The organism is Hoeflea sp. 108 (assembly GCF_000372965.1).
Classification (GTDB): Bacteria; Pseudomonadota; Alphaproteobacteria; order Rhizobiales; family Rhizobiaceae; genus Aminobacter.
Genome location: NZ_KB890024.1, coordinates 524,343 through 547,011, shown reverse-complemented (window position 1 = coordinate 547,011; position 22,669 = coordinate 524,343). Strand labels below are relative to the sequence as shown.

General features: G+C 64.9%; 22 protein-coding genes and 1 tRNA gene. 2 read left to right on the top strand and 21 right to left on the bottom strand.

Annotated features, from left to right (window positions below; genetic code table 11):
- Nucleotides 1-29: 29 nt before the first annotated feature.
- From deoA to B015_RS0102615, 6 genes are all read right to left on the bottom strand, one after another.
- Complete coding sequence (gene deoA / locus B015_RS0102640; RefSeq protein ID WP_018426105.1) at nt 30-1,349, bottom strand: thymidine phosphorylase; 1,320 nt, start codon at nt 1,347-1,349, stop codon at nt 30-32.
- Nucleotides 1,350-1,433: 84 nt separating this feature from the next.
- Nucleotides 1,434-2,240 carry a purine-nucleoside phosphorylase gene (locus B015_RS0102635; RefSeq protein ID WP_018426104.1) on the bottom strand — a complete coding sequence of 269 codons (807 nt, stop codon included), beginning with the start codon at nt 2,238-2,240 and terminating at the stop codon, nt 1,434-1,436.
- Complete coding sequence (gene cdd / locus B015_RS0102630; protein ID WP_018426103.1) at nt 2,237-2,629, bottom strand: cytidine deaminase; 393 nt, start codon at nt 2,627-2,629, stop codon at nt 2,237-2,239. Before cdd ends, B015_RS0102635 begins: the two co-directional genes overlap by 4 nt.
- Before the next feature lie 2 nt (nt 2,630-2,631).
- Complete coding sequence (locus B015_RS0102625) at nt 2,632-3,603, bottom strand: ABC transporter permease (RefSeq protein ID WP_018426102.1); 972 nt, start codon at nt 3,601-3,603, stop codon at nt 2,632-2,634.
- Nucleotide 3,604: 1 nt separating this feature from the next.
- Entirely contained in the window at nt 3,605-4,747 is a 1,143-nt protein-coding gene (locus B015_RS0102620) for an ABC transporter permease (protein ID WP_018426101.1), read from the bottom strand.
- Nucleotides 4,744-6,276 (bottom strand): ABC transporter ATP-binding protein, encoded by a 1,533-nt coding sequence (locus tag B015_RS0102615; RefSeq protein ID WP_018426100.1) that lies wholly within the window; start codon nt 6,274-6,276, stop codon nt 4,744-4,746. Before B015_RS0102615 ends, B015_RS0102620 begins: the two co-directional genes overlap by 4 nt.
- 165 nt (nt 6,277-6,441) lie before the next feature.
- On the opposite strand from B015_RS0102615, the gene B015_RS0102610 reads away from it, so the two are divergent.
- A complete protein-coding gene (locus B015_RS0102610; protein WP_026226816.1) occupies nt 6,442-6,651 on the top strand; it encodes a SlyX family protein in 210 nt (69 codons plus the stop codon).
- A gap of 16 nt (nt 6,652-6,667) precedes the next feature.
- On the opposite strand, the gene B015_RS0102605 is transcribed toward B015_RS0102610, so the two are convergent.
- From B015_RS0102605 to B015_RS30305, 5 genes are all read right to left on the bottom strand, one after another.
- Entirely contained in the window at nt 6,668-7,039 is a 372-nt protein-coding gene (locus B015_RS0102605) for a VOC family protein (protein ID WP_018426098.1), read from the bottom strand.
- An 87-nt stretch (nt 7,040-7,126) separates the two neighbouring features.
- Complete coding sequence (locus B015_RS0102600) at nt 7,127-8,116, bottom strand: BMP family ABC transporter substrate-binding protein (RefSeq protein ID WP_026226815.1); 990 nt, start codon at nt 8,114-8,116, stop codon at nt 7,127-7,129.
- Nucleotides 8,117-8,310: 194 nt separating this feature from the next.
- A complete protein-coding gene (gene msrA / locus B015_RS0102595) occupies nt 8,311-8,976 on the bottom strand; it encodes a peptide-methionine (S)-S-oxide reductase MsrA (RefSeq protein ID WP_026226814.1) in 666 nt (221 codons plus the stop codon).
- 41 nt (nt 8,977-9,017) lie between these two features.
- Nucleotides 9,018-9,338 (bottom strand): hypothetical protein, encoded by a 321-nt coding sequence (locus B015_RS0102590; protein ID WP_018426095.1) that lies wholly within the window; start codon nt 9,336-9,338, stop codon nt 9,018-9,020.
- A 91-nt stretch (nt 9,339-9,429) separates the two neighbouring features.
- On the bottom strand, nt 9,430-10,185 hold the full coding sequence (locus B015_RS30305; protein WP_018426094.1) for a hypothetical protein: 756 nt from the start codon (nt 10,183-10,185) through the stop codon (nt 9,430-9,432).
- Between the two features lie 443 nt (nt 10,186-10,628).
- Here B015_RS30305 and B015_RS0102580 point away from each other — a divergent pair.
- A tRNA-Ser gene (locus B015_RS0102580) sits at nt 10,629-10,718 on the top strand.
- 743 nt (nt 10,719-11,461) lie between these two features.
- Here B015_RS0102580 and B015_RS0102575 read toward each other — a convergent pair.
- From B015_RS0102575 to murA, 10 genes are all read right to left on the bottom strand, one after another.
- A complete protein-coding gene (locus B015_RS0102575; protein ID WP_018426093.1) occupies nt 11,462-11,875 on the bottom strand; it encodes a GNAT family N-acetyltransferase in 414 nt (137 codons plus the stop codon).
- 86 nt (nt 11,876-11,961) lie between these two features.
- Nucleotides 11,962-13,080 (bottom strand): anhydro-N-acetylmuramic acid kinase, encoded by a 1,119-nt coding sequence (locus B015_RS0102570; RefSeq protein ID WP_018426092.1) that lies wholly within the window; start codon nt 13,078-13,080, stop codon nt 11,962-11,964.
- A gap of 2 nt (nt 13,081-13,082) precedes the next feature.
- A complete protein-coding gene (locus tag B015_RS0102565; protein ID WP_018426091.1) occupies nt 13,083-14,096 on the bottom strand; it encodes a serine hydrolase in 1,014 nt (337 codons plus the stop codon).
- An 11-nt stretch (nt 14,097-14,107) separates the two neighbouring features.
- Nucleotides 14,108-15,868, bottom strand: coding sequence for an ABC transporter ATP-binding protein (locus B015_RS0102560; protein WP_018426090.1), 1,761 nt, complete (start codon nt 15,866-15,868; stop codon nt 14,108-14,110).
- Between the two features lies 1 nt (nt 15,869).
- The gene (locus B015_RS0102555) at nt 15,870-16,703 is read right to left on the bottom strand and encodes an ABC transporter permease (protein WP_018426089.1); all 834 of its coding nucleotides are present in this window, start codon (nt 16,701-16,703) and stop codon (nt 15,870-15,872) included.
- Nucleotides 16,703-17,662, bottom strand: coding sequence for an ABC transporter permease (locus tag B015_RS0102550; RefSeq protein WP_018426088.1), 960 nt, complete (start codon nt 17,660-17,662; stop codon nt 16,703-16,705). Before B015_RS0102550 ends, B015_RS0102555 begins: the two co-directional genes overlap by 1 nt.
- Before the next feature lie 151 nt (nt 17,663-17,813).
- On the bottom strand, nt 17,814-19,331 hold the full coding sequence (locus B015_RS0102545; RefSeq protein WP_018426087.1) for an ABC transporter substrate-binding protein: 1,518 nt from the start codon (nt 19,329-19,331) through the stop codon (nt 17,814-17,816).
- Between the two features lie 51 nt (nt 19,332-19,382).
- On the bottom strand, nt 19,383-20,315 hold the full coding sequence (gene murQ, locus B015_RS0102540; RefSeq protein ID WP_026226813.1) for an N-acetylmuramic acid 6-phosphate etherase: 933 nt from the start codon (nt 20,313-20,315) through the stop codon (nt 19,383-19,385).
- Nucleotides 20,316-20,438: 123 nt separating this feature from the next.
- The gene (locus B015_RS0102535; protein ID WP_018426085.1) at nt 20,439-21,329 is read right to left on the bottom strand and encodes an N-acetylglucosamine kinase; all 891 of its coding nucleotides are present in this window, start codon (nt 21,327-21,329) and stop codon (nt 20,439-20,441) included.
- Nucleotides 21,326-22,582, bottom strand: a complete 1,257-nt coding sequence (murA, locus tag B015_RS0102530; RefSeq protein ID WP_018426084.1) for a UDP-N-acetylglucosamine 1-carboxyvinyltransferase — start codon at nt 22,580-22,582, stop codon at nt 21,326-21,328. Before murA ends, B015_RS0102535 begins: the two co-directional genes overlap by 4 nt.
- Between the last annotated feature and the right edge of the window lie 87 nt (nt 22,583-22,669).

Here is a 22,669-nt window from a genome sequence, read left to right as displayed (position 1 = left end):
GAAGCGAACCGTCGCGCCGCGTCGGCTGATCAGCCGCGCGGCGCAATACGTTTGGCGATGACCTTGGCGGCTGCTGGCTTTGTCTCGGCCATCGTGTAGGCCGACAGTACAGAAGCGGCGGCAACCTCGGCTGCAAGCGGGCTGCGTGCATGGACGACAGCCAGGGCATCGCCCGCCCGCACCTCGGCTCCGACAGGCAGCAGGCCCGTGATGCCGACGACATGATCGACCTTGTCCTCGGGCCGGGTGCGTCCGCCACCGAGCGCGACGACGGCGAGGCCGATGTCGCGGGTGGCGATGGCGCTGACATAGCCGGATCGCTTTGCCTTCACCGCAACCTCGACATCAGCTTTCGGCAGATACTTTTCCGGGTCGGCGACGAAGTCGGCGGGACCGCCCAGGATGGCAACCATGCGGCCAAAGATGTCGGCAGCCGTGCCGTCCTCAAGTGCGATGCGCGCACGCTGAAGCCCCTCGCGCTGCGTACCGGCACGGCCAGCGGACAACAGCATCTCGGCGGCGAGCGCCAGCGTAACCTTCTCCAGGCGCGGATCGCGGAAGCGGCCGGTGAGGAAATCGACCGCGTTGCGGACCTCGACGGCATTGCCGGCGGCGGAAGCCAGCGGCTGGTTCATATCCGTGATCAGCGCCGTCGTCTTCAGGCCGGCGCCATTGGCGACCTCGACCAGACTGGTGGCAAGCGCCGTGGCATCGCGCGCGCTTTCCATGAAGGCACCGTTGCCGATCTTGACGTCGAGCACCAGCGAGCCGAGGCCGGCGGCGAGCTTCTTGGACAGGATCGAGGCGGTGATGAGCGGCACCGATTCCACGGTCGCGGTGACGTCGCGAACGCCATAGAAGCGCTTGTCAGCAGGCGCGAGGTCCGAGGTCTGGCCAATGATGGCGCAGCCAGCCTCGCGCACGGTGCGGCGGAACAGGGCAAGGTCGGGCTGGCTGACATAACCTGGGATCGAATCCATCTTGTCGAGCGTGCCGCCGGTGTGGCCGAGGCCACGGCCGGAGATCATCGGCACATAGGCGCCACAGGCAGCGACGATAGGCGCCAGCATCAACGAGACATTGTCGCCGACGCCGCCGGTGGAATGCTTGTCTGTCGCAGGGCCCGGCAGGTCGGACCAATCGAGCACGTCGCCGGAATCGCGCATGGAGGTGGTCAGGGCAACAGCTTCGTCGCGGCCCATACCGTTGAAGAAGACGGCCATGCCGAAGGCAGCGATCTGTCCTTCGGAGACGGCGCCGGAGGTGATGCCTTGAACGAAGGCCGCGATCTCGTGGGCGGACAGCGCCTTGCCGTCACGCTTGCGGCGGATGATTTCCTGCGGGAGCATCAGAAGTCGCCTGCTGTGCTTGAGGGCTGGCGCTCGACGGAGGAGCGAAGGAGCGCAGCGTTTCCCGTTTGCGCCACCCACTGCTCACGCATCGAACGAGCCCTGTTCAAACGCTTTGCGAAGAACCGAGGCCAGGCGCGCACCGCCGATGGGGGCCATGTCCTTGGTCTCGCGATGCGACAGTTCAGCGCCGGTCATGCCCGCGGCAAGGTTGGTGATGACCGAGCAGGCCAGCACCTTGAGGCCGAGGAAGCGGGCGATGATGGCCTCGGGCACGGTCGACATGCCCACAGCATTGGCGCCGAACATGCGGGCCATGCGGATTTCGGCCGGCGTCTCGAAGGACGGGCCGGAGAACCACATATAGACGCCCTTGTGCAGCTCGATGCCGGCGTCGGCGGCGGCAGCCTCGAAGGCGCGGCGCAGGCCGGCGTCATAGGCCTCGGTCATGCCGACAAAACGGCGGTCCGTCGGCTCGCCGAACAGCGGGTTGGTGCCGGCGAAGTTGATGTGGTCCTCGATCAGCATGATCGAGCCGGGCAGCATTTCCGGATCGACCGAGCCTGCGGCGTTGGTGAGCAGCAGCTTGCTGACACCGATGCCGGCGAGCGTCTCGATTGCCGGGCGCATGACCGATGCGTCGCCATGTTCGTAGAAATGGGCACGGCCGGCCATCATGATGATGGGGCGGCCGCCGAACAGGCCGGCGACGATCTCGCCGGCGTGGCCCGTCACACCGCTGCGCGGAAAGCCGGGCAGGTCGCCATAAGGAATGCGGACAGCGTTCTCGACCTCGTCGACGAGCGTGCCAAGACCGGAGCCGAGCACGAGCGCGGTCGACGGAGCGAGCCCGCCGAGGCTCTCGACGAGACGATCGACGGCTTCCTTCATTTCAACACCTCGGCCTCGAAACCCAGCGGGAAGATGTCCTTCAGCAGGACGGTCTCGACGACGCCGTTGTTGTCGCAAAGATGCAGCGGCGTGTCGGGGCCGGCAAATTCTGCGAGGCGCTGGCGGCAGCCGCCGCAGGGCGTGCACTTGGCCTTCTTCTCGGCGATGACGGCGATCTCGGTGATCTTGCCGCCACCGGCCATGACGTAGTGACCAAGTGCCGTGGTCTCGGCGCACCAGCCCTCCGGATAGGAAATGACCTCGATGTTGGCGCCGGTGAAGACACGGCCATCGTCGCAGCGGATCGCGGCCCCCACGGGGAATTTCGAATAGGGCGCGTAGGCCTTGGCCATGGCGCTCTGGGCGGCTTCGAACAGATCGTGGGACATACTCACCGCTCCTTCACGTAAGGCACGCCGCCGGCGCGCGGCGGGATGGCTTTGCCGATAAAGCCGGCAAGCAGGATGACGGTGAGAACGTACGGCAACGCCTGCATGAACTGCACGGGCACCTTGCCGATGACCGGCAGCGGCGTGCCCTGCAGGCGGATCGACAGCGCGTCGAGGAAGCCGAACAGCAGGCAGGCAAACATCGCCGGCACCGGCTTCCACTTGGCGAAGATGAGAGCGGCGAGCGCAATGTAGCCGCGGCCGGCGGTCATGTCCTTGACGAAACCGGCATTCTGGGCGAGCGCCATGTAGGAGCCGGCGAGACCGGTGAGGATGCCGGTGCAGATGACGGCGCGGTAGCGCAGCCAGGCGACCGAGATGCCGGCCGTGTCGACCGCAGCCGGGTTTTCGCCGACGGCGCGCAGGCGCAGGCCGAAGCGTGTGCGGAACAGCACCCACCAGGTGAAGGGCACGGCGAGGAAGGCGACGTAGGTGAGCAGCGAGTGCCCCGAGAGCAGGCCCGAATAGATCTGGCCGATGACGGGCACGTCGCGGAGCGCATCGGCGCCCGGCAGGTCGATGGCGCCGAAGCGCGCCTCCGGCTCGAGCGAGGGGGTGCGGCCGCCCTGCTGGAACCAGGCCTGGCCGAGGATGATGGTGGAGCCGGCGGCGATGAAGTTGATCGCCACGCCCGACACGATCTGATTGCCGCGATGGGTAATCGAGGCGAAGCCATGGACCAGCGACATGCCGATGGAGACGAGAACCGCGACCGAAAGGCCGATCCAGGCGGAATCGTAGACGGCGGCGGCGGCAGCGCCGGCAAATGCGCCGGCGAGCATCTTGCCCTCGAGACCGATGTCGAAGACGCCGGCACGTTCGGAATAGAGGCCGGCCAGGCAGGCGAGCAGCAGCGGAACCGACAGGCGAACCGTCGAGTTCAGGACATTGATGAGCGTGTCGATGAATTCCATGTCAGGCACGCTCCCCTTTCGCGGCGGCAATGCCGACGGATCTCGGACTGAAGCTGGCGAAGATGCCCTGGATGGCCGGACGGAACATATGTTCGAGCGCGCCGGCAAAGAGGATGACCAGGCCCTGGATGATGACGATCATGTCGCGGCTGATGTTGGGCATCTCGAAGGAGAGTTCGGCCCCGCCCTGGTAGAGCATGCCGAACAGGATGGCGGCGGGCACGATGCCGGCGGGGTGCGATCGGCCCATCAGCGCCACCGCGATGCCGACGAAGCCTGCGCCGCTGACGAAGTCGAGCGGCACGTTGTGCTGGTCGCCGAGGATGGGGTTGAGCGCCATCATGCCGGCGAGCGCGCCCGAGATCAGCATGGTGATGATGGTGATACGGGAGGCCGAGATGCCGGCATAACGCGCCGCCTTCGGGCTGAAGCCCATGGTGCGGATCTCGTAGCCGAGCTTGGTGCGCCAGATCAGCACCCAGACCAGGAAGGCCATGACCAGCGCCAGCAGGAACGAGATGTTGAGCGGCGCCGACGGGCGGACCTTGAGGCCGAATTCGGCCAGCAGCCAGCCGAGCTTGGGCAGTTGCGCGCCCTCAAGGAACTGGCGGGTCTGTGGCGCCATGGCGCCGACCGGCTTCAGCACGTTGACCAGCATGTAGACCATCACGCTAGCCGCGATGAAATTGAACATGATGGTGGTGATGACGATGTGGGAGCCGCGCTTGGCTTGCAGATAGGCCGGGATCAGCGCCCAGAGCGCGCCGACAAGGGCCGAGGCGACGATCGCCAGCGGGAAGGTCAGCCACCACGGCAGCACGCTGTCGAAGGAAAGGGCGACGATGGCGATGCCGAGGCCGGCGATATAGGCCTGGCCCTCGCCGCCGATGTTGAACAGGCCGCAATGGAAGGCGACGGCAACGGCAAGGCCGGTGAAGATGAAGTTGGTGGCGTAATACAGCGTGTAGGCGAGCCCCTGGCCGCTGCCGAAGGCGCCATCGACGAGGATGGCGGCGGCGCGGAACGGATTTTCACCGACGAGCAGCACCACAAGGCCTGCAACGATGAAGGCGACCAGCAGGTTGATCAGCGGAATGAGCCCGTAATCGGCCCAGGCCGGAAGTTTTGCGTAAGGCGTGCTCATTCGGCGGCCTCCTTGTGTTCGACGCCTGCCATGAGAAGCCCCAGTTCGCCTTCGCTCGCGTCCGGCCCGCGCTCGCCGACGACGCGGCCGGCAAACATCACCAGGATGCGGTCCGAGAGCGACCGAATCTCGTCGAGCTCGACTGAGACAAGAAGCACGGCCTTGCCCTGGTCGCGCATGGCGATCAGGCGCTTGTGAATGAATTCGATGGCGCCGACATCGACGCCGCGCGTCGGCTGGCCGACGACGAGCACGCCCGGATCCTGCTCGATCTCGCGCGCGAGCACGATCTTCTGCTGGTTGCCGCCGGAGAAGTTGGCCGTCTTGAGGCGCGTGTTGGCGGGGCGGATGTCGTATTTCTCGATCTTTTCCTGCGCGTCCTTCTGGATGGCGTCGAGGTTGAGGAACGGGCCCTTCAGATATTGCGGCTTGTCGTGATAGCCGAGGATCGAGTTCTCGCTTTCCTCGAAAGCGAGAACCAGGCCGACATGGTGTCGGTCCTCGGGCACATGGGCCAGGCCGCGGTCACGCAGATCGGCCGGGTCGGCATTGCCGGTCACGTCGATCGGCCTGTTGTCGAGCAGCACGGTGCCCGACACCGCCTTGCGGATGCCCGAGATCGCCTCCATCAGCTCCGACTGGCCGTTGCCGGCAACGCCGGCGATGCCGACGATCTCGCCGGCGCGGACGTCGAAGGAGACGTCGTCGACCATGGTGACGCCGCGCGAATCCTTGACGGTCAGGTTCTTGACCAGGAGCTTGACGTCGCCGGGATTGGCCTCGCCCTTCTCGACGCGCAAGAGCACACGACGGCCGACCATCAGCTCGGCCAGCTCTTCTACTGTCGTCTCGCTGGTCTTGCGGGTGGCAACCATCGTGCCCTGGCGCATGACCGAGACGTTGTCGGTGATGGCCATGATCTCGCGCAGCTTGTGCGTGATCAGCACGACCGTCTTGCCCTGGTCCTTGAGCTGCCTGAGGATGCGGAACAGGTGGTCGGCTTCGGCCGGGGTGAGCACGCCGGTCGGCTCGTCGAGGATCAGGATTTCGGCGCCGCGATAGAGCGCCTTGAGGATTTCGACACGCTGCTGCAGGCCGACGGGCAGTTCCTCGATGATCGCGTCCGGGTTGACCTCGAGGCCATATTCCTGCTCCAGCCGGCGCAGCTCGGAGCGCGCCTTTGAGATCGACTTGTTGAGCAGGGCCTCGCCTTCGGCGCCGAGGATGACGTTTTCCAGCACCGAGAAATTCTCGACCAGCATGAAATGCTGGTGAACCATGCCGATGCCGGCGGCGATGGCGTCGTTCGGGGTCTTGATCGAGGCCGTCTTGCCGTTGACGCGGATCTCGCCGCTGTCGGCCTGGTAGAAACCGTAGAGGATCGACATCAGCGTCGACTTGCCGGCACCGTTTTCGCCGATGATGCCATGGATGGTGCCGCGCGGAACCTCCAGGGCGATGTCACGGTTGGCGCGAACCGCGCCGAAACTCTTGTTGATACCGATCAGCTCGATAGCAGCTTCCGCCATACGACCGTCCCACTCACGTTCTTATGTTCTTGTTATAGCTTGTCGGAAGAGCTAGCACGCCCATCCTGCCCTGCCAATCGGCTCGCTTTTGCGCCCTCGACAAACGAACGACGGGTGCTCAATTTCGAGCAGTTGCCGTTTGCTGCGGACCGAAAAGGAAAGACCATGACCACACCCGAGGACCGGCTGACGACGCTCGAAATCCGCAATGCGGAGCAGGAGCACCTGATCGAGGAGCTTTCCGGCCAGATCGCCCAACAATGGACCGTGATCGACCGGATGCAGAAGAAGCTCGACGCGCTGGCCGAACGCTTCCTCGCGCTCGAGGAAAGCTCCGCGCCCGACACACCGGTGACCAAGCCTCCCCACTGGTAGAACCCACCACCAACGCTCACGCCAGCCCGGCATGGTCAGACGGCTGCCACAGTTCGATCGGGTTGCCCTCGGGATCGTGGATGCGGCAGAAGCGCCCGACCTCAGAATCCCATTCGGCCCGCGTCTCGACTGAGATTCCCGCTGCCTTGAGTTCGGCCATCATGCCGTCGAGGTCGTCGACGCGCAGATTGACCAACCATTGCTGCTCAGCACGCCCGAAATAGTCAGTGTCCTGCTTGAACGGCGCGAAGATGGTCGGACCGGCCTCCTGCTTCCAGACTTCCCTTGCGATGTCGAGGATGCCGAGATGCTTCTCGTACCAGGCGGCGAGCGCCTGAGGATCCCTTGCCCGAAAGAAGAAACCGCCTATGCCGGTGACCTTAGCCATCGCGTTGTCCTACCTGCTTGCAGACCCCCTGAATGAAACGAACCACCAGGCACGGGCCTGGTGGTTCGCATTGAGGTCTTCAGCCGATCAATAGGGGCACTTGTCGTCCGAGGTGTAGTCGTGGACCTGGACGGTGCCGGCGATGATGTCGGCCTTGGCCTTCTCGACAGCGGCCTTCATCTCGTCGGTGATGAGTGCCTTGTTGTTGTCGTCGAGCGCGTAGTCGACGCCGCCTTCCTTGAGGCCGAGATTGTTCACGCCGCCGGCGAACTTGTCGTTCTTGACGTCCATGAAGGCGTTGTAGACGGCGGTGTCGACGCGCTTGAGCATCGAGGTCAGGACCTTGCCCGGGTGCAGGCCGTTCTGGTTGGAATCGACGCCGATGCCGAGCTTGCCGCCGTCGGCGGCAGCCTGGAGCACGCCAACGCCAGTGCCGCCGGCCGCGGCGTAGATCACGTCAGCGCCCTGCGAGATCTGGGTCTTGGCGATTTCGCCGCCCTTGGTCGGGTCGTTCCAGGCAGCAGGCGTGTCGCCGGTCATGTTCTGGATCACTTCGGTCGCGCCCGCAGCCTTGGCGCCGCCGACATAACCGCAGCCGAACTTGCGGATCAGCGGAATGTCCATGCCGCCGATGAAGCCGACCTTCTTGGACTGCGAAGCGTGCGCAGCCAGGACGCCGACGAGGTAGGAGCCTTCATTTTCCTTGAACACGACCGAACGGATGTTCGGCTTGTCCACGACCATGTCGATGATGGCGAACTTCAGGTCCGGATAATCGGCTGCGACCTTCTCAAGCGCTTCCGACCAGGCGAAGCCGGCCATGACGATCGGGTTGCGGCCGTCTTCGGCGAAGCGGCGAAGCGCCTGCTCGCGCTGCGAGGCGTTGGACACCTCGAACTCGACATAGGAGATGCCGGTCTCGGCCTTGAACTTTTCTGCGCCGTTGAAGGACGCTTCGTTGAACGACTTGTCGAACTTGCCGCCGAGATCATAGAGCAGCGCCGGCTGGATATCGGCCGCAAGCGCCGGAAGGCACATGGCGGTGGCCGCCAGAAGGCCAAGAACGATACGTTTCATGTGATCCACACCCTGTCGGTTGTCTTTTTTTCCGATCACCGCACGCACCGTTCCTCGGGCAGCGCGCGGCAACATGGCGAGGACCATCCCCCCGCGCATGGCCATATCTTGCATGGGCCAAGACAAAATTCACGCAGAATCTTGACCTTTTGGAAAAATGCTGTGGCCTCGTAAAGCCCCCGTAAAACGGGCGTTCAGGCCGGTGCGTCCTGCGGGATGGCGCAGGCGACGCCGGTGCCCTTCAGGCCGCAATAGCCATGGGGATTCTTGGCCAGGTACTGCTGGTGATCCTCCTCGGCGAAGTAGAAACTGGGCGCCGGCTCGATCTCGGTGGTGATCCTTTCCCGGCCTGCCTGCCGGAGGGCTGCATCATAGGCATCGCGCGACGCGCGCGCAGCCTCCTGCTGGGCGGCGCCGAAGGTGTAGATGACAGAGCGATAGGTGGTGCCGATATCGTTGCCCTGACGCATGCCCTGGGTCGGATCGTGGGCTTCCCAGAAGATCTTGAGCAGGCCGGCATAGGCAACCTGCGTGGGATCGAACACCACAAGCACGACCTCGGCATGGCCGGTGAGGCCGGTACAGGTCTCCTGATAGGTCGGATTGGGGGTGATGCCGCCGGCATAACCCACCGCCGTCACCCAGACGCCTGGGGTCTGCCAGAACAGCCGCTCGGCACCCCAGAAGCAGCCGAGACCAAACATCGCCTGTTCGATCCCCTCGGGATAAGGGCCTTTGAGCGGGCGCTTGGACACATGGTGCCTGGAGGCGGTCGGTATCGGCCGGTCACGGCCGCGCAGCGCCTCGGAGGGTGCCGGCATCTTGAGCTTCTTGTTCAGCATGTCGCTGAGGAAAAACATGTCCATTCTCCCTTCGCCGGCTGCCGGTAGCGGTGGGGCCGTCAGACTTCCGCGGTGAAGCGCCCCGGGCGCCGCCTGTGGCCTATGGCATACAACAGGAAGGCGAGCACGGCGAAGACCGCGAAGCCTGGCAGATTGAGAACGGGCATGATCACGGTGTCCCAGAGTGCAGCGCTCGCCTTGTCGCGAACGAAGGCTTCGGTGGCGGCCAGCGTGCTGGGCGACGCGGTCGACCAGCTGGTGTCGAGCGGCGTCATCACCAGCCTGGAGACGGCAACCGTGCGGGTGGCGTCGAGCACCGCCATGATGACAGCCACCGAAAGTGCGATCGCGGCGGCGAGACGGAACACGAAGCGGATCATGAAAGGCCCTGATTATCGGTTTCGGGACAAGAAATAGGGCTTGGCGCCGGCGCAGGCAATCGCCGGCACCCTGAATTGACAGGCAAATGACCTATGCCGGCTGCCTCGAGCGACGGCCCAGAACACGCCACAGCGCAAAGATGCCGCCCGATATGGCGCCGACGACAATGCCGGCGAGGCCCATGAAGACAACGAAATAGCCGCAGCCGCCCTCGAAGCAGCTTATGTCTGTTGCCGAGGCATAGAGCTGCCCGCCGCCCAGCCCCGTCGCAAGACCAAGGGCGCCGCCGAGCACAACACCGAGCAGGACAAGACCGATGGAGGCCACCACCGACAAGGCGGGTTTCGGATGGGCCGGCTGCGGTTGCGTCGCACCACCCTGCCCCGGCTGCGGCGCGGCCGATGCCGCGAGGCCGGCGGTGCGAGGCAGCAGCTCGCGCCTGACAAGCACGATCATTGCCGCGCCGATGACGATCTCGCCCAGGGTCCAGGCAAGCGCTGTCAGGCTGAAGCCGAACTCGGGTGCGACCACCACATAAAGCTGCTTCAGCACCAGCGCTGCGATGACCGCTCCCTGCCAAAGCTTGAACCGGCGGGCGAAGTCTGGCGAGCGCTGATAGACGAGCCAGAGCAGATAGAGACCCCAGGCAATGGTTACGGCACCGATCGCCATCGAGCCGTAGATGAAGACACGCACCGAGCCTGGGAACGAATAGCTCCAGACGCTGGCAAGACTGCCGTCGATGCCGCGCGCGGCAAGCGCCATGACAAGGCAGAGCCACACAACAGGCAGCCAGCCCAACATGCTCCTGTCGCCTGCACGACCGTCGCCGCCTTCATCAGACATTCTTGTCCCCGCAATCTCGCCGTTCCGCTGTCAGTCTGCGCAGGTCAGCGGCCGCTGGCAAGATGGGCAGCGAACCGGACAACGCTCGTGACGCCGATCCATGGGCGAACCGGGCGGAGCGGCACAGCCGGAGGCTCAGAGAGCGCGAATGCAGGCATGCGGACGCCGAAATCCCTGGCGCAGGAGCGACTATCCCGGCCTATTTTGCCGGCAAGGCCAATTCGCCGGCAAGTTTTGCAACGCAACCGCTTGGCAAGCGTCGCGGGATCGACTAGATGAGCCCCGCGGCGGAGTGCAAGCGATTGTATTCGGCCGCAGGCGGAAGGTGCAGGCAGGTTGACTGCATCCCGATTGCCGGCCCCAGCGGCCGCAAGCCACGCCCCAGGAGATGCACGCACTCCCAACCTGCCCGGCGAAACCGGCCGGCGCAAAGCGAGCGATGCGGAGAGGTGGCCGAGTGGTTGAAGGCGCACGCCTGGAAAGTGTGTATACGGGGAACCGTATCGCGGGTTCGAATCCCGCTCTCTCCGCCAGCTAATTTCTGACTCAACAAAGCCAGCAATACTAGATACTTAGCAGGACCTGCGGCTTGGCCCGGTCCCAGCCTTGTGTCCCAAAATCAACTGTGAGTGCACCCATCGGTCACAAGAAAGAGCCTTGGCCCGAAGCTTGAAGCCGCTCGTGCCGGAGGACCTCGGTGACCTCGTATTGGGTTCGTAGACGCGTCCCGCGCCGAGACTGTTTTGCCTTGAGACGCACTAGGAGGCTGTCACCTTTGCCGAACCTCTCGCTGCCCGCCTTCACTCGCTCCAGAAAGGTTGGGGCCAGCACCGAGGCCGTAAAGGGCCTACGTCCGTCACTGAAAGTCCACTTGGCTTCGCCTTCTAGGCTTCGTGGCGGTCAGCCAGATTTCACTTTCATTTTCGAGAAGCGCTTTGTCTGTCGCGACGGAGACCATGGTGGAGGCTTCCTCTCGACTCACGGTCGCTACCGGATCGGAATTCACCTGAACGGCAAACCCACTTGCCAAGCCTTGAGTTACCGGCTTCGCAACGCGCTCGATGCTGCCGCCAACGTCGCCGTTGACGACAAGGTTTGTTGTGACTGTTGTTTAGTATGCCGAGAGATGTGATTGGCTCTGAACTGCTGGGACTGAAATCCTTGGCGGCATTAAGCTTGGCGGCCTGCGTCCAGTATCCATTCGCCCGGAATCGATGTGGGCATCGACCTCACCTCACTGCGAAGAAACTGGCTACATCGGTAGGCCCGTGACGGGTTACAGCGCCTTCGACAAGAAAGTTCGTGTGCGCCCCTTGGGGAAGTCTTCCAGCACCCCAAACGGTCTGTAGCCCTGGCGTCGGTAGACCTTAAGCGCAATGGGACTGAAGGTGTCGATGTAGGCGCCGTGGCAGGCCCGCTTGACTGCTTCGGCTTCAGCCGCGTCCAGCATGCGTCCGGCAACGTTTTGTCTGCGCAGGCTTTCGTCTACCCACAGCCACTGCACATAGAGCCAGCCCCAGGCGGTGTAGCCGGAGATGCCGGCAATGACGGTGCCGCTCTCGTCACGTACCAGTACAGCCAATGCTTGCTTCTCGGCCGGCCCGACGTCGCTCGCATTGAAGGCAGTCAGGTGATTGCCGATGACTTTGATATCTTCGGACGATGGGGTGTCAGTGACTTCGATCTTCACGGCTGCCTCGACCTGCCCAGTGCTTTGACCTTTGCCAACATCTCAAGCCGGTGTCCGGGCGGTGTCTTCAACCCCGGCCCCACCGCTCAGCCGGCGACGCGCCCGCCCTGCATCGGCTCGGGAACGCCCGTCGTGCTTGGGAAGCTGATCGGCAGCCCGCGCAGAACACGTACTGCCAGGAATGCGAAGCACTCGGCCTCCACCGCGTCGCCGCGCCAGCCGATGGTGTCGGCTGAAACCGCTTCGACGCCCGCCCGCTCACGCAACATCGCCATGAAGGTCGGGTTGTGGCGACCGCCGCCGGAGACGAAGAGTTTTTTCGGACGCTGCGGCAAAAGGTCGAGCGCCTTGCCGACGCAGGACGCACTGAAAGCAGTAAGCGTCGCAGCACCGTCCTCATTGCTCAGCCCGTCGGCCATCGCTGCGGTGAAATCGAAGCGGTCGAGCGATTTGGGATAGGCAGCCGTGAGATAGGGATGTTCGAGCAGGCGCGCCAGCCTCGCCTCGTCGACGGTGCCGGTGGCTGCGAGCGCCCCACCCCGGTCCATCTCGCCCAGGCCCCTCACTTTTACGAAGTCGTTGATCGGCGCGTTGGCCGGGCCGGTGTCGAAGGCGACGAGGTCGGACTTGCCGTCCCACCAGGTGACGTTGCCGACGCCGCCGAGATTGAGGATGGCGCTGTCGCCACTTGCGCCGGCAGTGCCGAGCAGTGCTGCATGATAGGCGGCCGCCAACGGCGCGCCCTGCCCGCCGGCGCGAATGTCGGCAGTGCGGAAGTCATAGACGACCTTGGCGCCGAGGATCGACTGCATCAGCTGGCCATCGCCGAGCTGGCGGGTCTCGCCGCGCAAGCCGCCCTTGTGCGGGCCGCGATGCAGCACGGTCTGGCCGTGGAAGCCGATGACGCCGATGTCGGCCATCGTCATGCCGGCGCCCTCGACGACCTGCCTGACGGCAGCCGACTGGGCGCGGGTCAACATCTCTTCTGCCTCGGCGAAGATCGCCGGCTCGGGTCCCTCGAAGTTCCACACACGGGCTTCGGCCTGGGCCTGTTCCAGCATTGGCCGGACGGAGGCTTCGTAAGGCACGAGCGCGTAGGGACCGAAGGCCTCAATGCGCTCGCCGTCGGTCTTGAGCAGCGCGACGTCGATGTTGCCGTCGAGCACGGTTCCGGTCATCAGCCCGACCGACCAGATAGAGTTCATGTTCAAGCTCCGTTGATGGTGTCGCCGACCAGGCGGCGCAGATCCGTTATCCCGCTGTCGAAATGGCGGGTCGGGTGGATGCGATTGGTGAGCAGGGTCCAGGCGCGGCCGGCATCGAAATCGATCCAGAGGCCCGTACCGGTGAAGCCGGTGTGGCCGATGGTGCCGGCGGTGCAGTGATCGCCGCCGGACCAGCCGGCATACGGATGCTCCCAACCATGGGTGCGCTTGTCCGACAGGGGCGTGCGCATCAATTTGATGGTACGCTCGGACGCGCCACTACCGTCGAGCAGTCCTCTGGCAAGGTCCAGCACCGAGCCGACGGTGCCAAACAGGCCGGCATGCCCTGCCCCCTGAAGCGCCGAGCAATTGTCGTCATGGACCTCGCCCGACAGCACACGGTGTCGCCAGGTGCAGTCTTCCGTCGCCGCCGATTGGTCAGGATCAGCCGAAAAGGCAAAGCCCGGGCCGGCATCCATCTCGCGCATCGACTTGCCGGACAGGCGCTCCAAGGCAAAACCGAGCAGGATGAAGTTGATGTCTGAGTAGACCGGCGCGGCGAGCTTTCGCCATTCGCGCTGCAGGACGAAGGCCCGCAGCAGGTCGGGGTCGCGGCCATAGGTATAGATCGGCTCGACCGCCGGGAACGGCGTCTGGTGGCCGAGGCACTGGCGGAAGGTAACCTGCCGCTCCCAGGCATTGGGATCATACTGGCGCAGGTCGGGTAAGACGGTCGTCAGCGGCGCGTCGAGATCGATGGTGCCTGCCTCGGCCAGCGCCAGGATGCGCGGTGTGGTGAAGATGACCTTGGTCAGCGACGCCAGGTCGAACCAAGTGTTCTCGTGCATCGCGCGCTCGGGGGGAACGCGCTGCGCGTGGCCGATGGCGCGGGTGAACCGTTGGCCGCCCTTGTCAACGACACCAAGCACGCCGCCCGGGATCCGGCCAGCGGCGACAGCCTGTTCGAGCGGGACGAAGGCACGCTCGAAACGCTGGGCGATGTCGTCGCTGACCATGTTCGCTTCCCTCAGGCCTCGGCCCGGACCTTGTGATCGGCGCCGTATTGCATCCATGTCGCCGCTGGCGGCTCGTAGCCGACCGGGCGCACAAGCGACGGCACCTGGCGGGTGTCGAGCTCGAAATGCTGCTTGCGGCGGTCGATCGTCGGCACGGCCTCGATGAGTTTCCTGGTGTAGGGGTGCTGCGGGTTGGACAGCACCGATTTCGCATCGCCGATCTCGACGATCTGGCCGGCATACATCACCGCGACACGATGCGCGATGCGTTCGACCACCGCCATGTCGTGCGAGATGAACAGATAGGCGAGACCATATTCGCGCTGCAGGTCGACCAGAAGCTCCAGCACACGCGCCTGGACGGACACGTCGAGTGCCGAGACCGCCTCGTCAAGCACCACGACCGACGGGTTGAGCATCAGCGAGCGGGCTATGCACAGGCGTTGGCGCTGGCCGCCGGAGAACTGGTGCGGATAACGCGCCAGGCTATCCTCGGGCAGGCCGACGCGCTTGAGCAGCGTGACCATGCGCTCGCGCACCGTCGTATCGATCGGCGCACCGGTCGCTATCACCGGCTCCGCCAGGATCTGCTCGACGGTCAGTCGCGGGTTGAGCGATGCATAGGGGTTCTGGAACACCATCTGCACCGGCAGCCTGCTCTGGCCGGGCCTTGCAGCCTGAGCTTCGACCGAGAAGACACCACGTGTCGGTGAGACAAGTCCGAGCACGGCGCGTGCCGTGGTCGACTTGCCAGAGCCGCTTTCGCCGACGATGGCCAGCGTCTCGCCCGCAAGCAGGTCGAAGCCGACACCGTCGACGGCATGCACCGCACCGACCGGCTTGCTGAACCAGCCACCCTTCAGCGGAAAACGTACAACGAGATCGTCGACCTCGAGCGTCGGCTTGGGTAGCGGTACGACCTCGCGTGCGCCGTCGGCGCGAGCGGCGGCACCACTGGAGAAGTGCGGCACCGCGTGCAGAAGATGCTGCGTGTAGGGGTGCTGCGGCTTGTCGAGGATCTGGCTCAGCTCGCCCTGTTCGACGATCCGGCCGTCCTGCATCACCATCACGCGGTCAGCGATGCCGGCGACGAGGCCGATATCGTGGCTGATGAAGATCATCGACATGCCTGTCTCGCGCCTGAGCTCGGCCAGCAGCGCCATGATCTGCGCCTGCACGGTGACGTCGAGCGCAGTCGTCGGCTCGTCGGCGATCAGCAGGCGCGGATTGCAGGCCAGCGCCATGGCGATCATTACGCGCTGGAGCATGCCACCGGAAAGTTCGTTCGGCGTCGCCTTCAGCCGGCGCTCGGCATCCGGAATGCGCACCCGCTCCAGCGCTTCACGCGCCGCGGCGCGTGCCTGCGCGCCGGTCAGGCCGCGATGCAGGCGGAACGATTCCTCGATCTGGGCGCCGATTGATAGCACCGGGTTGAGCGAGGTCATCGGCTCCTGGAAGATCACGCCGATCTCGGCGCCGCGAATGCCGACGAGTTCCTGCTTGCCGGCCGCGGTGACGTCCATCACCGAGCCGTTGGCGCGCAGCAGCTCGATCTTGCCGCTGGTGATGCGCCCGTCGGCATAGTCGGTCAGGCGATTGGTGGAGAGCGCGGTGACGGATTTGCCCGAGCCGCTCTCGCCTACGATCGCCAGCACCTCGCCAAGGCCGAGGTCGAAGCTGACGCCATGCACGACCTCCTTGGTCGCGGTACCCTGGCCGAAGCTGACATGCAGGTCGTGGACCGAAAGGATCGGCTTGACGTCATTGGCCATGTCACGCCCTCCTCGTCTTGGGGTCGAGGATGTCGCGAAGCGCATCGCCGAGAAGGTTGAAGCCGAGGATGGAAAGCATGATGGCGACGGCCGGGAAGGCCAGCAACCACGGCGCCTGCTCCATCAGGTTACGGGCATCGCTCAGCATCAGGCCGAGCGACGAGGCAGGCGGCTGGGTGCCGAGGCCAAGGAAGCTCAGGCCCGCTTCGGTCAAGAGCGCCCAGGCGAGCGCCAGCGTCACCTGTACGGTCAGCGGCGCCACCAGGTTGAGCAGCAAGTGCCGGGTCAAGATGTAGCTGCGGCTCGAGCCGAAAGTGCGGGCGGCATCGACGAAGTCGCGCGCCTTGAGCGACAGCGCCGGTCCGCGCACCACACGGGTGAAGATCGGCGTGTAGACGATGCTGATGGCTGCGACGCTGGTCCAGGTGCCCGGGCCGATGATGGTGACGATCAGCAGCGCCAGGAGGATCGCCGGGAAGGCCAGCAGCACGTCCATGAGGCGCATAAGGAGCGTGTCCCAGCGCCCGCCATACCAGGCGGCGGTGAGGCCGAGCACAGTCCCGGCAAGGGTTGCCAGCGCGACGGAGAAGAAGGCAACGGTGAAGGACTGGCCGACGCCCTTCATCAGGCGGCTCATGACGTCACGGCCGAACAGGTCGGTGCCCATCCAGTAGGAAGACGTCGGCGCGTGCAGGCGGTCGATCCGATACTGCATCAGTGGGTCGTGCGGGGTCAGGCCGACGGTCCCCAGCAAAGCGACCAGCAGGTAGACCAGCACGATGGCGCCGCCGATGCGGCCGCTCGGATGGGAGAAAATGGACTTCAGGATGCGCATCAACGGCCCTCCAGGCGAATGCGGGGGTCGAGCGCGGCATAGGCGAGGTCGACGAGCAGATTGACGATCATGAAGTTGAGGGCGATGAACAGAACGGCGCCCTGCACCAGCGCATAGTCGCGCTGCAGGATGGCTTCCAGCACCATGCGGCCGAGGCCCGGCAAGGCGTAGATCTGTTCGACGATGACGGCGCCGCCGAGCAGGTAGCCGAACTCGATGCCGCTCAGCGTGACGACAGGCACCAGCGCATTGGGCAGGGCGTGGCGCCAGATGACCTGGCGCTCCGGCGTGCCCTTGCTGCGGGCGGTGCGGACGTAATCGTCGCTGAGAACGTCGAGCATGGCAGAGCGGGTGACGCGGGTGACCGAAGAGGCGAAGGCGCAGCCAAGCGTGATCGCCGGCAGGATCATCTGGCCGAGATTCTGCAATGGATTCTGCCAGATCGGGGTGAACGCGCCCATGGTGGGCAGAACGCCGAAGCCGGCCGACAGGATGTAGATGATGACGAGGCCGACAACGAAGCTCGGCGTCGACTGGCCGATCATGGCGACGATGCGCACGCCGAGATCGGCAGGACGTTCGTTGCGCGTGGCGGCAAAGACGCCGGCGGGCACGCCGATCGACAGCGCGATCAGCATGGCAAGCAGCGCGAGTTCCAGCGTCAGCGGGAAGCGTTCGAGGATGACCGTCAGCACCGGTTTGCCATAGGTCACCGATACGCCGAGGTCGCCGCTGAACAGGCCGGTGAACCAGCGCCAGTACTGGACCGGCCAAGGTTGGTCGATGCCGAAATAGACGGCAAGCGAATCCCGCTGCTGCGGGGTCAAAAGGCCGGCCTCGGTGCCCAGCATGGCCGTGATGGAATCGCCCGGCACGAGCCGGATGGCGATGAAGACGATGATAGAGACGCCGATGAGAACCAGGGGAAAGGCCCGTAGGCGACGTATCACGTAACTCATGGCGTGCGAACCATCTGGGGTTGAAGGAGCGTTTCGGCTCCCCGGCTGGATCGGTCTGGGAGCCGATCGCGGATTGCAGGGCGGTCGCCATCTTGTCGAAGGCGACCGCCTTCAGGCGACGACAGGGAGAGCGCGCCGCCTGAAGCTCTGGTTACTGCTGGACGGTGGCTTTGCCGAGGCTGACCAGCGAACCTGTCGGCATCGGCACGAAGCCCTGCACGTTCTTCTGCTGGGCAGTGTAGCCGTAGCCGGTGTAGAGCCAGATCCACGGCGCCTTCTCGGCGAGTTGCTTGTCCAACTCGGCGAAGATCACCTTGCGCTTCTCCGGATCGGTCTCGGCGCGGCCGTCCTGCAGCAGCTTGTCGAGCGTGTCGTCAGCGAAGTTGGACACCTTCTGCAGGTTACCGTTCTTGGTCCAGTAGCGGTTGTACATGGTGTAGGGGTCGGGACGGCCGCCATTCAGCGCCACGGCCATGTCGAAGTCGCCCTTCAGCCAGGTGTCGACATAGACGTTGAGCTCCATCATCTTGATGTCGAGCTTGACGCCGATCTCGGCCAGCTGCGACTGCAGCACCTGCGCTTCGGCGGCAGCCGTCGGCGGCTCACCGGTGGCAGCGATTACGGTAGCGCTGAAGCCATCGGCAAAACCGGCATCGGCCATCAGCTTCTTGGCCTTCTCGACGTCCTGCTTGTAGCAGAACAGCGAGTTCGGGTCGGACGCAAAGAACGGTGCGGTAATCGGCCCGGTCACCTTGCCTTCGCCCAGGGATGCCGTATCGAGCACAGCCTGGCGGTCAACGGCGCAGGAAATGGCCTGGCGCACGGCCAGTTCGTTCATCGGCTTGCGGGCCGGATTGAGCTGAAGCACGTGGTAGGCGAGCAGCGGTGCGCGGTTGAGCTGGAGCTTGGGCTCCTTGGGCACCAGCGTCGCAATCAGCGGATCGTTGAGCAGCGCGAAATCGACCTGTCCGGTGCGCATGGCAGCCAGGATCGCGGTCTCGTCGGGCAGAACACTGATCTCGATGCCGTCGACGCCGGTGGCGCCACCGGCCCAGTCCTTGTTGGCGACAAGCGCCGCCTTGGAATTGGGATCCCACTTCTCGAGCTTGAATGGACCCGAGCCGATCGCCTGGGTGCCGATGGTGCCAGCAGCGATCTCGCTTGCCGGAACGATCGACGAGTTGGTGTCGGTCATGGCGGTGAGGATCGGCGCGTCGGGCTGCTTGAGCTTGAAGACGACGGTGCCGGCATCGGGCGTCTCGATGGCCTCGATCGACAGGTAGTTGGCGCGGTTGGCGGCACCCGTCTTCTCGTCGAGGATGCGCTCGAACGATGCCTTGACGTCGGCCGAGGTCAGCGCGGCACCGTTCTGGAACTTGGCCTTGGGGTCGAGCTTGAAGGTGAGCTGCTTGCCGTCGGCGGAAAACTCCCACGACGTGGCGATGCCCGGAACGATCTTGAGGTCGGCATCGAGGCGCACGAGCGGTTCGTAGATCAGCTCAAGCAGGCGCAGCGACGAAAACGCGGTCTGCTTATGCGGGTCGAGTCCAGTGGCGTCCTGCGCCCAGGCCATCCGCAGCGTCGCTGCATCGGCATGGCCTGCGACACCCGACAGGCCGATCATCACGGCCGTGGTTGCCCCAAGGAAATATTTGAACTTGCTGGTCATTTCATCCTCCCTGTTACTCATTCTCTGGCGCGGCCGGAATGGCCGACCGGATCACATGGATGCCTGCTTCGCATCCCGGATTGCTTGCCGCAAGAAGCCTTTCGAACCCTCCAGCGCTGATCGCGCCGCGGCGAGGTCCATCCCCGTCATGACGATGAGGATTGCCAGCTTCACGTCGTTGTCTGTCTGGGCCAGCGCTGCCTGCGCCACTTCCAGCGTACATTCGGTCGCCTGCATGACGATGCGGGCGGCGCGTGCCACGAGTTTCTTGTTCGACGCCTTGAGGTCGACCATGAGGTTCTCATAGGTCTTGCCGATGCCGATCATGCTGGCCGTGGTCAGCATGTTGAGAACGAGCTTCTCTGCCGTGCCCGACTTCATGCGCGTCGAGCCGGTCAGCGCCTCAGGGCCGACGACGGGTGAAATGGCGATGTCGGCGATTTCAGCGATGGCGGACTGCGGGTTGCACGACAATGCAACTGCCGTCGCGCCGATCTTCTTGGCGTAGTCGAGGCCGCCGATGACATAGGGCGTGCGGCCGCTCGCCGCGATGCCGACGACGACGTCCTTGGCTGTCAGGCCGATTTCGGCCAGCGCCTCGGCGCCCTTGGACTGGCTGTCTTCCGCCCCTTCCGTCGCCTTCAGCAGCGCGCTGTAACCGCCGGCGATGAGCCCCACCACCATGGTGGACGGCACGCTGAATGTCGGCGGGCATTCGGAGGCGTCAAGCACGCCGATGCGGCCACTGGTGCCAGCACCCATGTAGATGAGGCGCCCGCCCTGCCGGAAGGCAGCGATGGTCCGGTCGACGGCAGCGGCGATCTCGGGGATAACCTGCTCGACCGCGTGTGCGACAAGCTTGTCTTCGTCGTTGATCTTCCTGAGGACCTCGACGGTCGGCAACAGGTCTATGTCCATGGTGCGCGGGTTCCGTTCCTCGGAAACCAAACGCCCCAGTTCCGAAATCAAGGCTTGTTCTGACACTTGTCGCTACCTGCCCGGTTCTCAAAATGCACAGCCTCGTGGAGCCGGTTCCCCTAGGCCTTCATTAACTTTCTAGAATGTACTATTCCTATTGTCAATAAATTTTGGAATGGATTATTCCTGTCAGTTAGGTAGCGGCTTGAGCCGCCTGGCGAGGATGATCGCCCCGGACACGGCGTCACCATCGGCCGGCTTGAGACGGCGCCGAACATCGGGGGCGAGCCACGGCTCGAGCGGACTGGCCAGGCCGCCGAGAAGCGTCACGCGCGGCGCACCCTTGCTGAACAGGGTGCGCACAATCGTATCGATCTGCTCAGCTGCGGATTGCACGATGCGGCGTCCGGCGGCGTCGCCCTGGTCGGCGTGGCGCATGACGGTCGGCGCCAGTGCGGCGTAGTCTGTCGCCGTTGCCCGGTCCATCCACGCCACCGCTTCCATAGGGTCGTTGTGGAAGCGCTGCATGATTTCGGTCAGCAGTGCGGACCGGTCGTGGCGGCCGTCATGGGCACGCAGCGCAAGCTGCACCACCTTCAAGCCGAGATCGGCGCCACTGCCTTCATCCGAGATGGGAAATCCGTAGCCACCGACCCTGAGATCCCGGCCCTCGACAAAGCCCAGGCCGATCGAGCCGGTGCCGGCAATGACGATGGCGCCATCCTTGCCCGAATGGGCGCCGAGGCAAGCCCCCATGCCGTCGCTGACAAAGTCGACGGCGGCGAAGGGGTGTTCGATCTGCCGCAGCGCCTCCAGCGCACCCTTGCGGCCGATGCCCGCAAGGCCGATGCCGGCGAAGGTTCGCGCCAGTTCCGCAGCGCCAAATCCGGCTTCTTCGGCAGCCTCGCCGAAGGCACGCGCCATCGATATCCAGGCGTTATCGATGCCGAGCCGTGTCGTCGCCGGGCCAGAAAGCCCCTGCCCCAGCACATTGCCTGCCATATCGACGATTCGCGCGCGGCAGCCAGTGCCACCGCCGTCGACGCCGAGAAAAAAGGGAGGATTGGAGGCGCTGGTCATCCGGGCAGCCGCTCGATGGTGGCGCCACACATGCGCAGCTTGCGGTCGAGGCTCTCATAGCCCCGGTCGAGATGGTAAACGCGATTGACGATGCTCTCGCCCTCGGCGACGAGCGCTGCCAGCACCAGCGACACCGAGGCGCGCAGGTCTGTGGCCATCACTTGCGCCCCACGCAGCGGCACGCCGCCGCGCACCAGCGCCGTCGTGCCTTGCAGCGTGATGTTGGCGCCAAGCCGGACCAACTCCGGCACATGCATGAAGCGGTTCTCGAACACAGTCTCGCGCAACAGCGACGCCCCCGGCGCACAGCACATCAGTGCCATGAACTGCGCCTGCAGGTCGGTCGGAAAGCCGGGATAAGGTTCGGTGGTGATGTCCACCGGCGTCAGCGGCCCGTCGCGCGACACGATCAGACCGCGATCGCCGGGCCAGACGCTGACCCCGGCCGCCTCCAGCACCTGCACGACCGATGCCATGTGTTCCAACCGTGCATTGGTCAGCTCGAGCTGACCGCCTGATATGGCGGCCGCGATGGCGTAGGTTCCTGCCTCGATGCGGTCGGGGATCGTATGATGAGAGGCCGCGCGCCACGAGGTGCCGCCCTGCACCATGATACGATGCGTGCCCGCGCCTTCAATGTTGGCGCCCATGGCCGCGAGACAGGAGGCGAGGTCCATCACCTCGGGCTCGCGCGCGGCATTGACGATCTCCGTCTCGCCGTTTGCAATGGTTGCCGCCATCATCGCCGTTTCCGTCGCGCCCACCGAAGGCGAACCGAGCACGATGCGCGCCCCTGTCAGCCCCTGGGGCGCGGAGGCGACGATCGAACCGCCGCGGACGCCGATGTCGGCGCCGAGTTGCCCAAGAGCCTTGATATGCATGTCGACTGGCCGCGCGCCGATGGCGCAGCCGCCGGGCAGCGACACCTCGGCCTTGCCGAAGCGAGCGAGCAGCGGCCCAAGCACCAGCACGGTGGCGCGCATCTTGCGCACCGTGTCGTAGCTGGTCTCGCGCGAAGACGCCTTGCTCGCATCGATACGGACGCAGCCGCCTTGGCGGCCGATCTCGGCGCCATGCTGGGCAATCACCCCGAGCATGTTCTCGACATCGCTCACTGCAGGCAGGTTGGTCAGTTCGAGAGGTTCCGGGCTCAGCAGCGACGCCGCGATCTGCGGCAATGCCGCATTCTTGGCGCCCGATATGGCGACCGCGCCCTGCAGCCTCTGCCCGCCGACGATGCGCAACTTGTCCATGTCAGAGAATCCGTTCATCAGCCGGACGGGACCTGCCGGACCGACAAGAGAGTTGATCGCATTATTCTTTGCTGTCAACCTCGACTG

Bases quoted from the DNA above. Each gene is read 5' to 3' on its own strand.
- deoA (WP_018426105.1), bottom strand. From the start codon at position 1,349: ATGCTCCCGCAGGAAATCATCCGCCGCAAGCGTGACGGCAAGGCGCTG.
- B015_RS0102635 (WP_018426104.1), bottom strand. From the start codon at position 2,240: ATGAAGGAAGCCGTCGATCGTCTCGTCGAGAGCCTCGGCGGGCTCGCT.
- cdd (WP_018426103.1), bottom strand. From the start codon at position 2,629: ATGTCCCACGATCTGTTCGAAGCCGCCCAGAGCGCCATGGCCAAGGCC.
- B015_RS0102625 (WP_018426102.1), bottom strand. From the start codon at position 3,603: ATGGAATTCATCGACACGCTCATCAATGTCCTGAACTCGACGGTTCGC.
- B015_RS0102620 (WP_018426101.1), bottom strand. From the start codon at position 4,747: ATGAGCACGCCTTACGCAAAACTTCCGGCCTGGGCCGATTACGGGCTC.
- B015_RS0102615 (WP_018426100.1), bottom strand. From the start codon at position 6,276: ATGGCGGAAGCTGCTATCGAGCTGATCGGTATCAACAAGAGTTTCGGC.
- B015_RS0102610 (WP_026226816.1), top strand. From the start codon at position 6,442: ATGACCACACCCGAGGACCGGCTGACGACGCTCGAAATCCGCAATGCG.
- B015_RS0102605 (WP_018426098.1), bottom strand. From the start codon at position 7,039: ATGGCTAAGGTCACCGGCATAGGCGGTTTCTTCTTTCGGGCAAGGGAT.
- B015_RS0102600 (WP_026226815.1), bottom strand. From the start codon at position 8,116: ATGAAACGTATCGTTCTTGGCCTTCTGGCGGCCACCGCCATGTGCCTT.
- msrA (WP_026226814.1), bottom strand. From the start codon at position 8,976: ATGTTTTTCCTCAGCGACATGCTGAACAAGAAGCTCAAGATGCCGGCA.
- B015_RS0102590 (WP_018426095.1), bottom strand. From the start codon at position 9,338: ATGATCCGCTTCGTGTTCCGTCTCGCCGCCGCGATCGCACTTTCGGTG.
- B015_RS30305 (WP_018426094.1), bottom strand. From the start codon at position 10,185: ATGTCTGATGAAGGCGGCGACGGTCGTGCAGGCGACAGGAGCATGTTG.
- B015_RS0102570 (WP_018426092.1), bottom strand. From the start codon at position 13,080: ATGAACTCTATCTGGTCGGTCGGGCTGATGACCGGAACCGTGCTCGAC.
- B015_RS0102565 (WP_018426091.1), bottom strand. From the start codon at position 14,096: ATGGTCAGCGACGACATCGCCCAGCGTTTCGAGCGTGCCTTCGTCCCG.
- B015_RS0102560 (WP_018426090.1), bottom strand. From the start codon at position 15,868: ATGGCCAATGACGTCAAGCCGATCCTTTCGGTCCACGACCTGCATGTC.
- B015_RS0102555 (WP_018426089.1), bottom strand. From the start codon at position 16,703: ATGCGCATCCTGAAGTCCATTTTCTCCCATCCGAGCGGCCGCATCGGC.
- B015_RS0102550 (WP_018426088.1), bottom strand. From the start codon at position 17,662: ATGAGTTACGTGATACGTCGCCTACGGGCCTTTCCCCTGGTTCTCATC.
- B015_RS0102545 (WP_018426087.1), bottom strand. From the start codon at position 19,331: ATGACCAGCAAGTTCAAATATTTCCTTGGGGCAACCACGGCCGTGATG.
- B015_RS0102535 (WP_018426085.1), bottom strand. From the start codon at position 21,329: ATGACCAGCGCCTCCAATCCTCCCTTTTTTCTCGGCGTCGACGGCGGT.
- murA (WP_018426084.1), bottom strand. From the start codon at position 22,582: ATGGACAAGTTGCGCATCGTCGGCGGGCAGAGGCTGCAGGGCGCGGTC.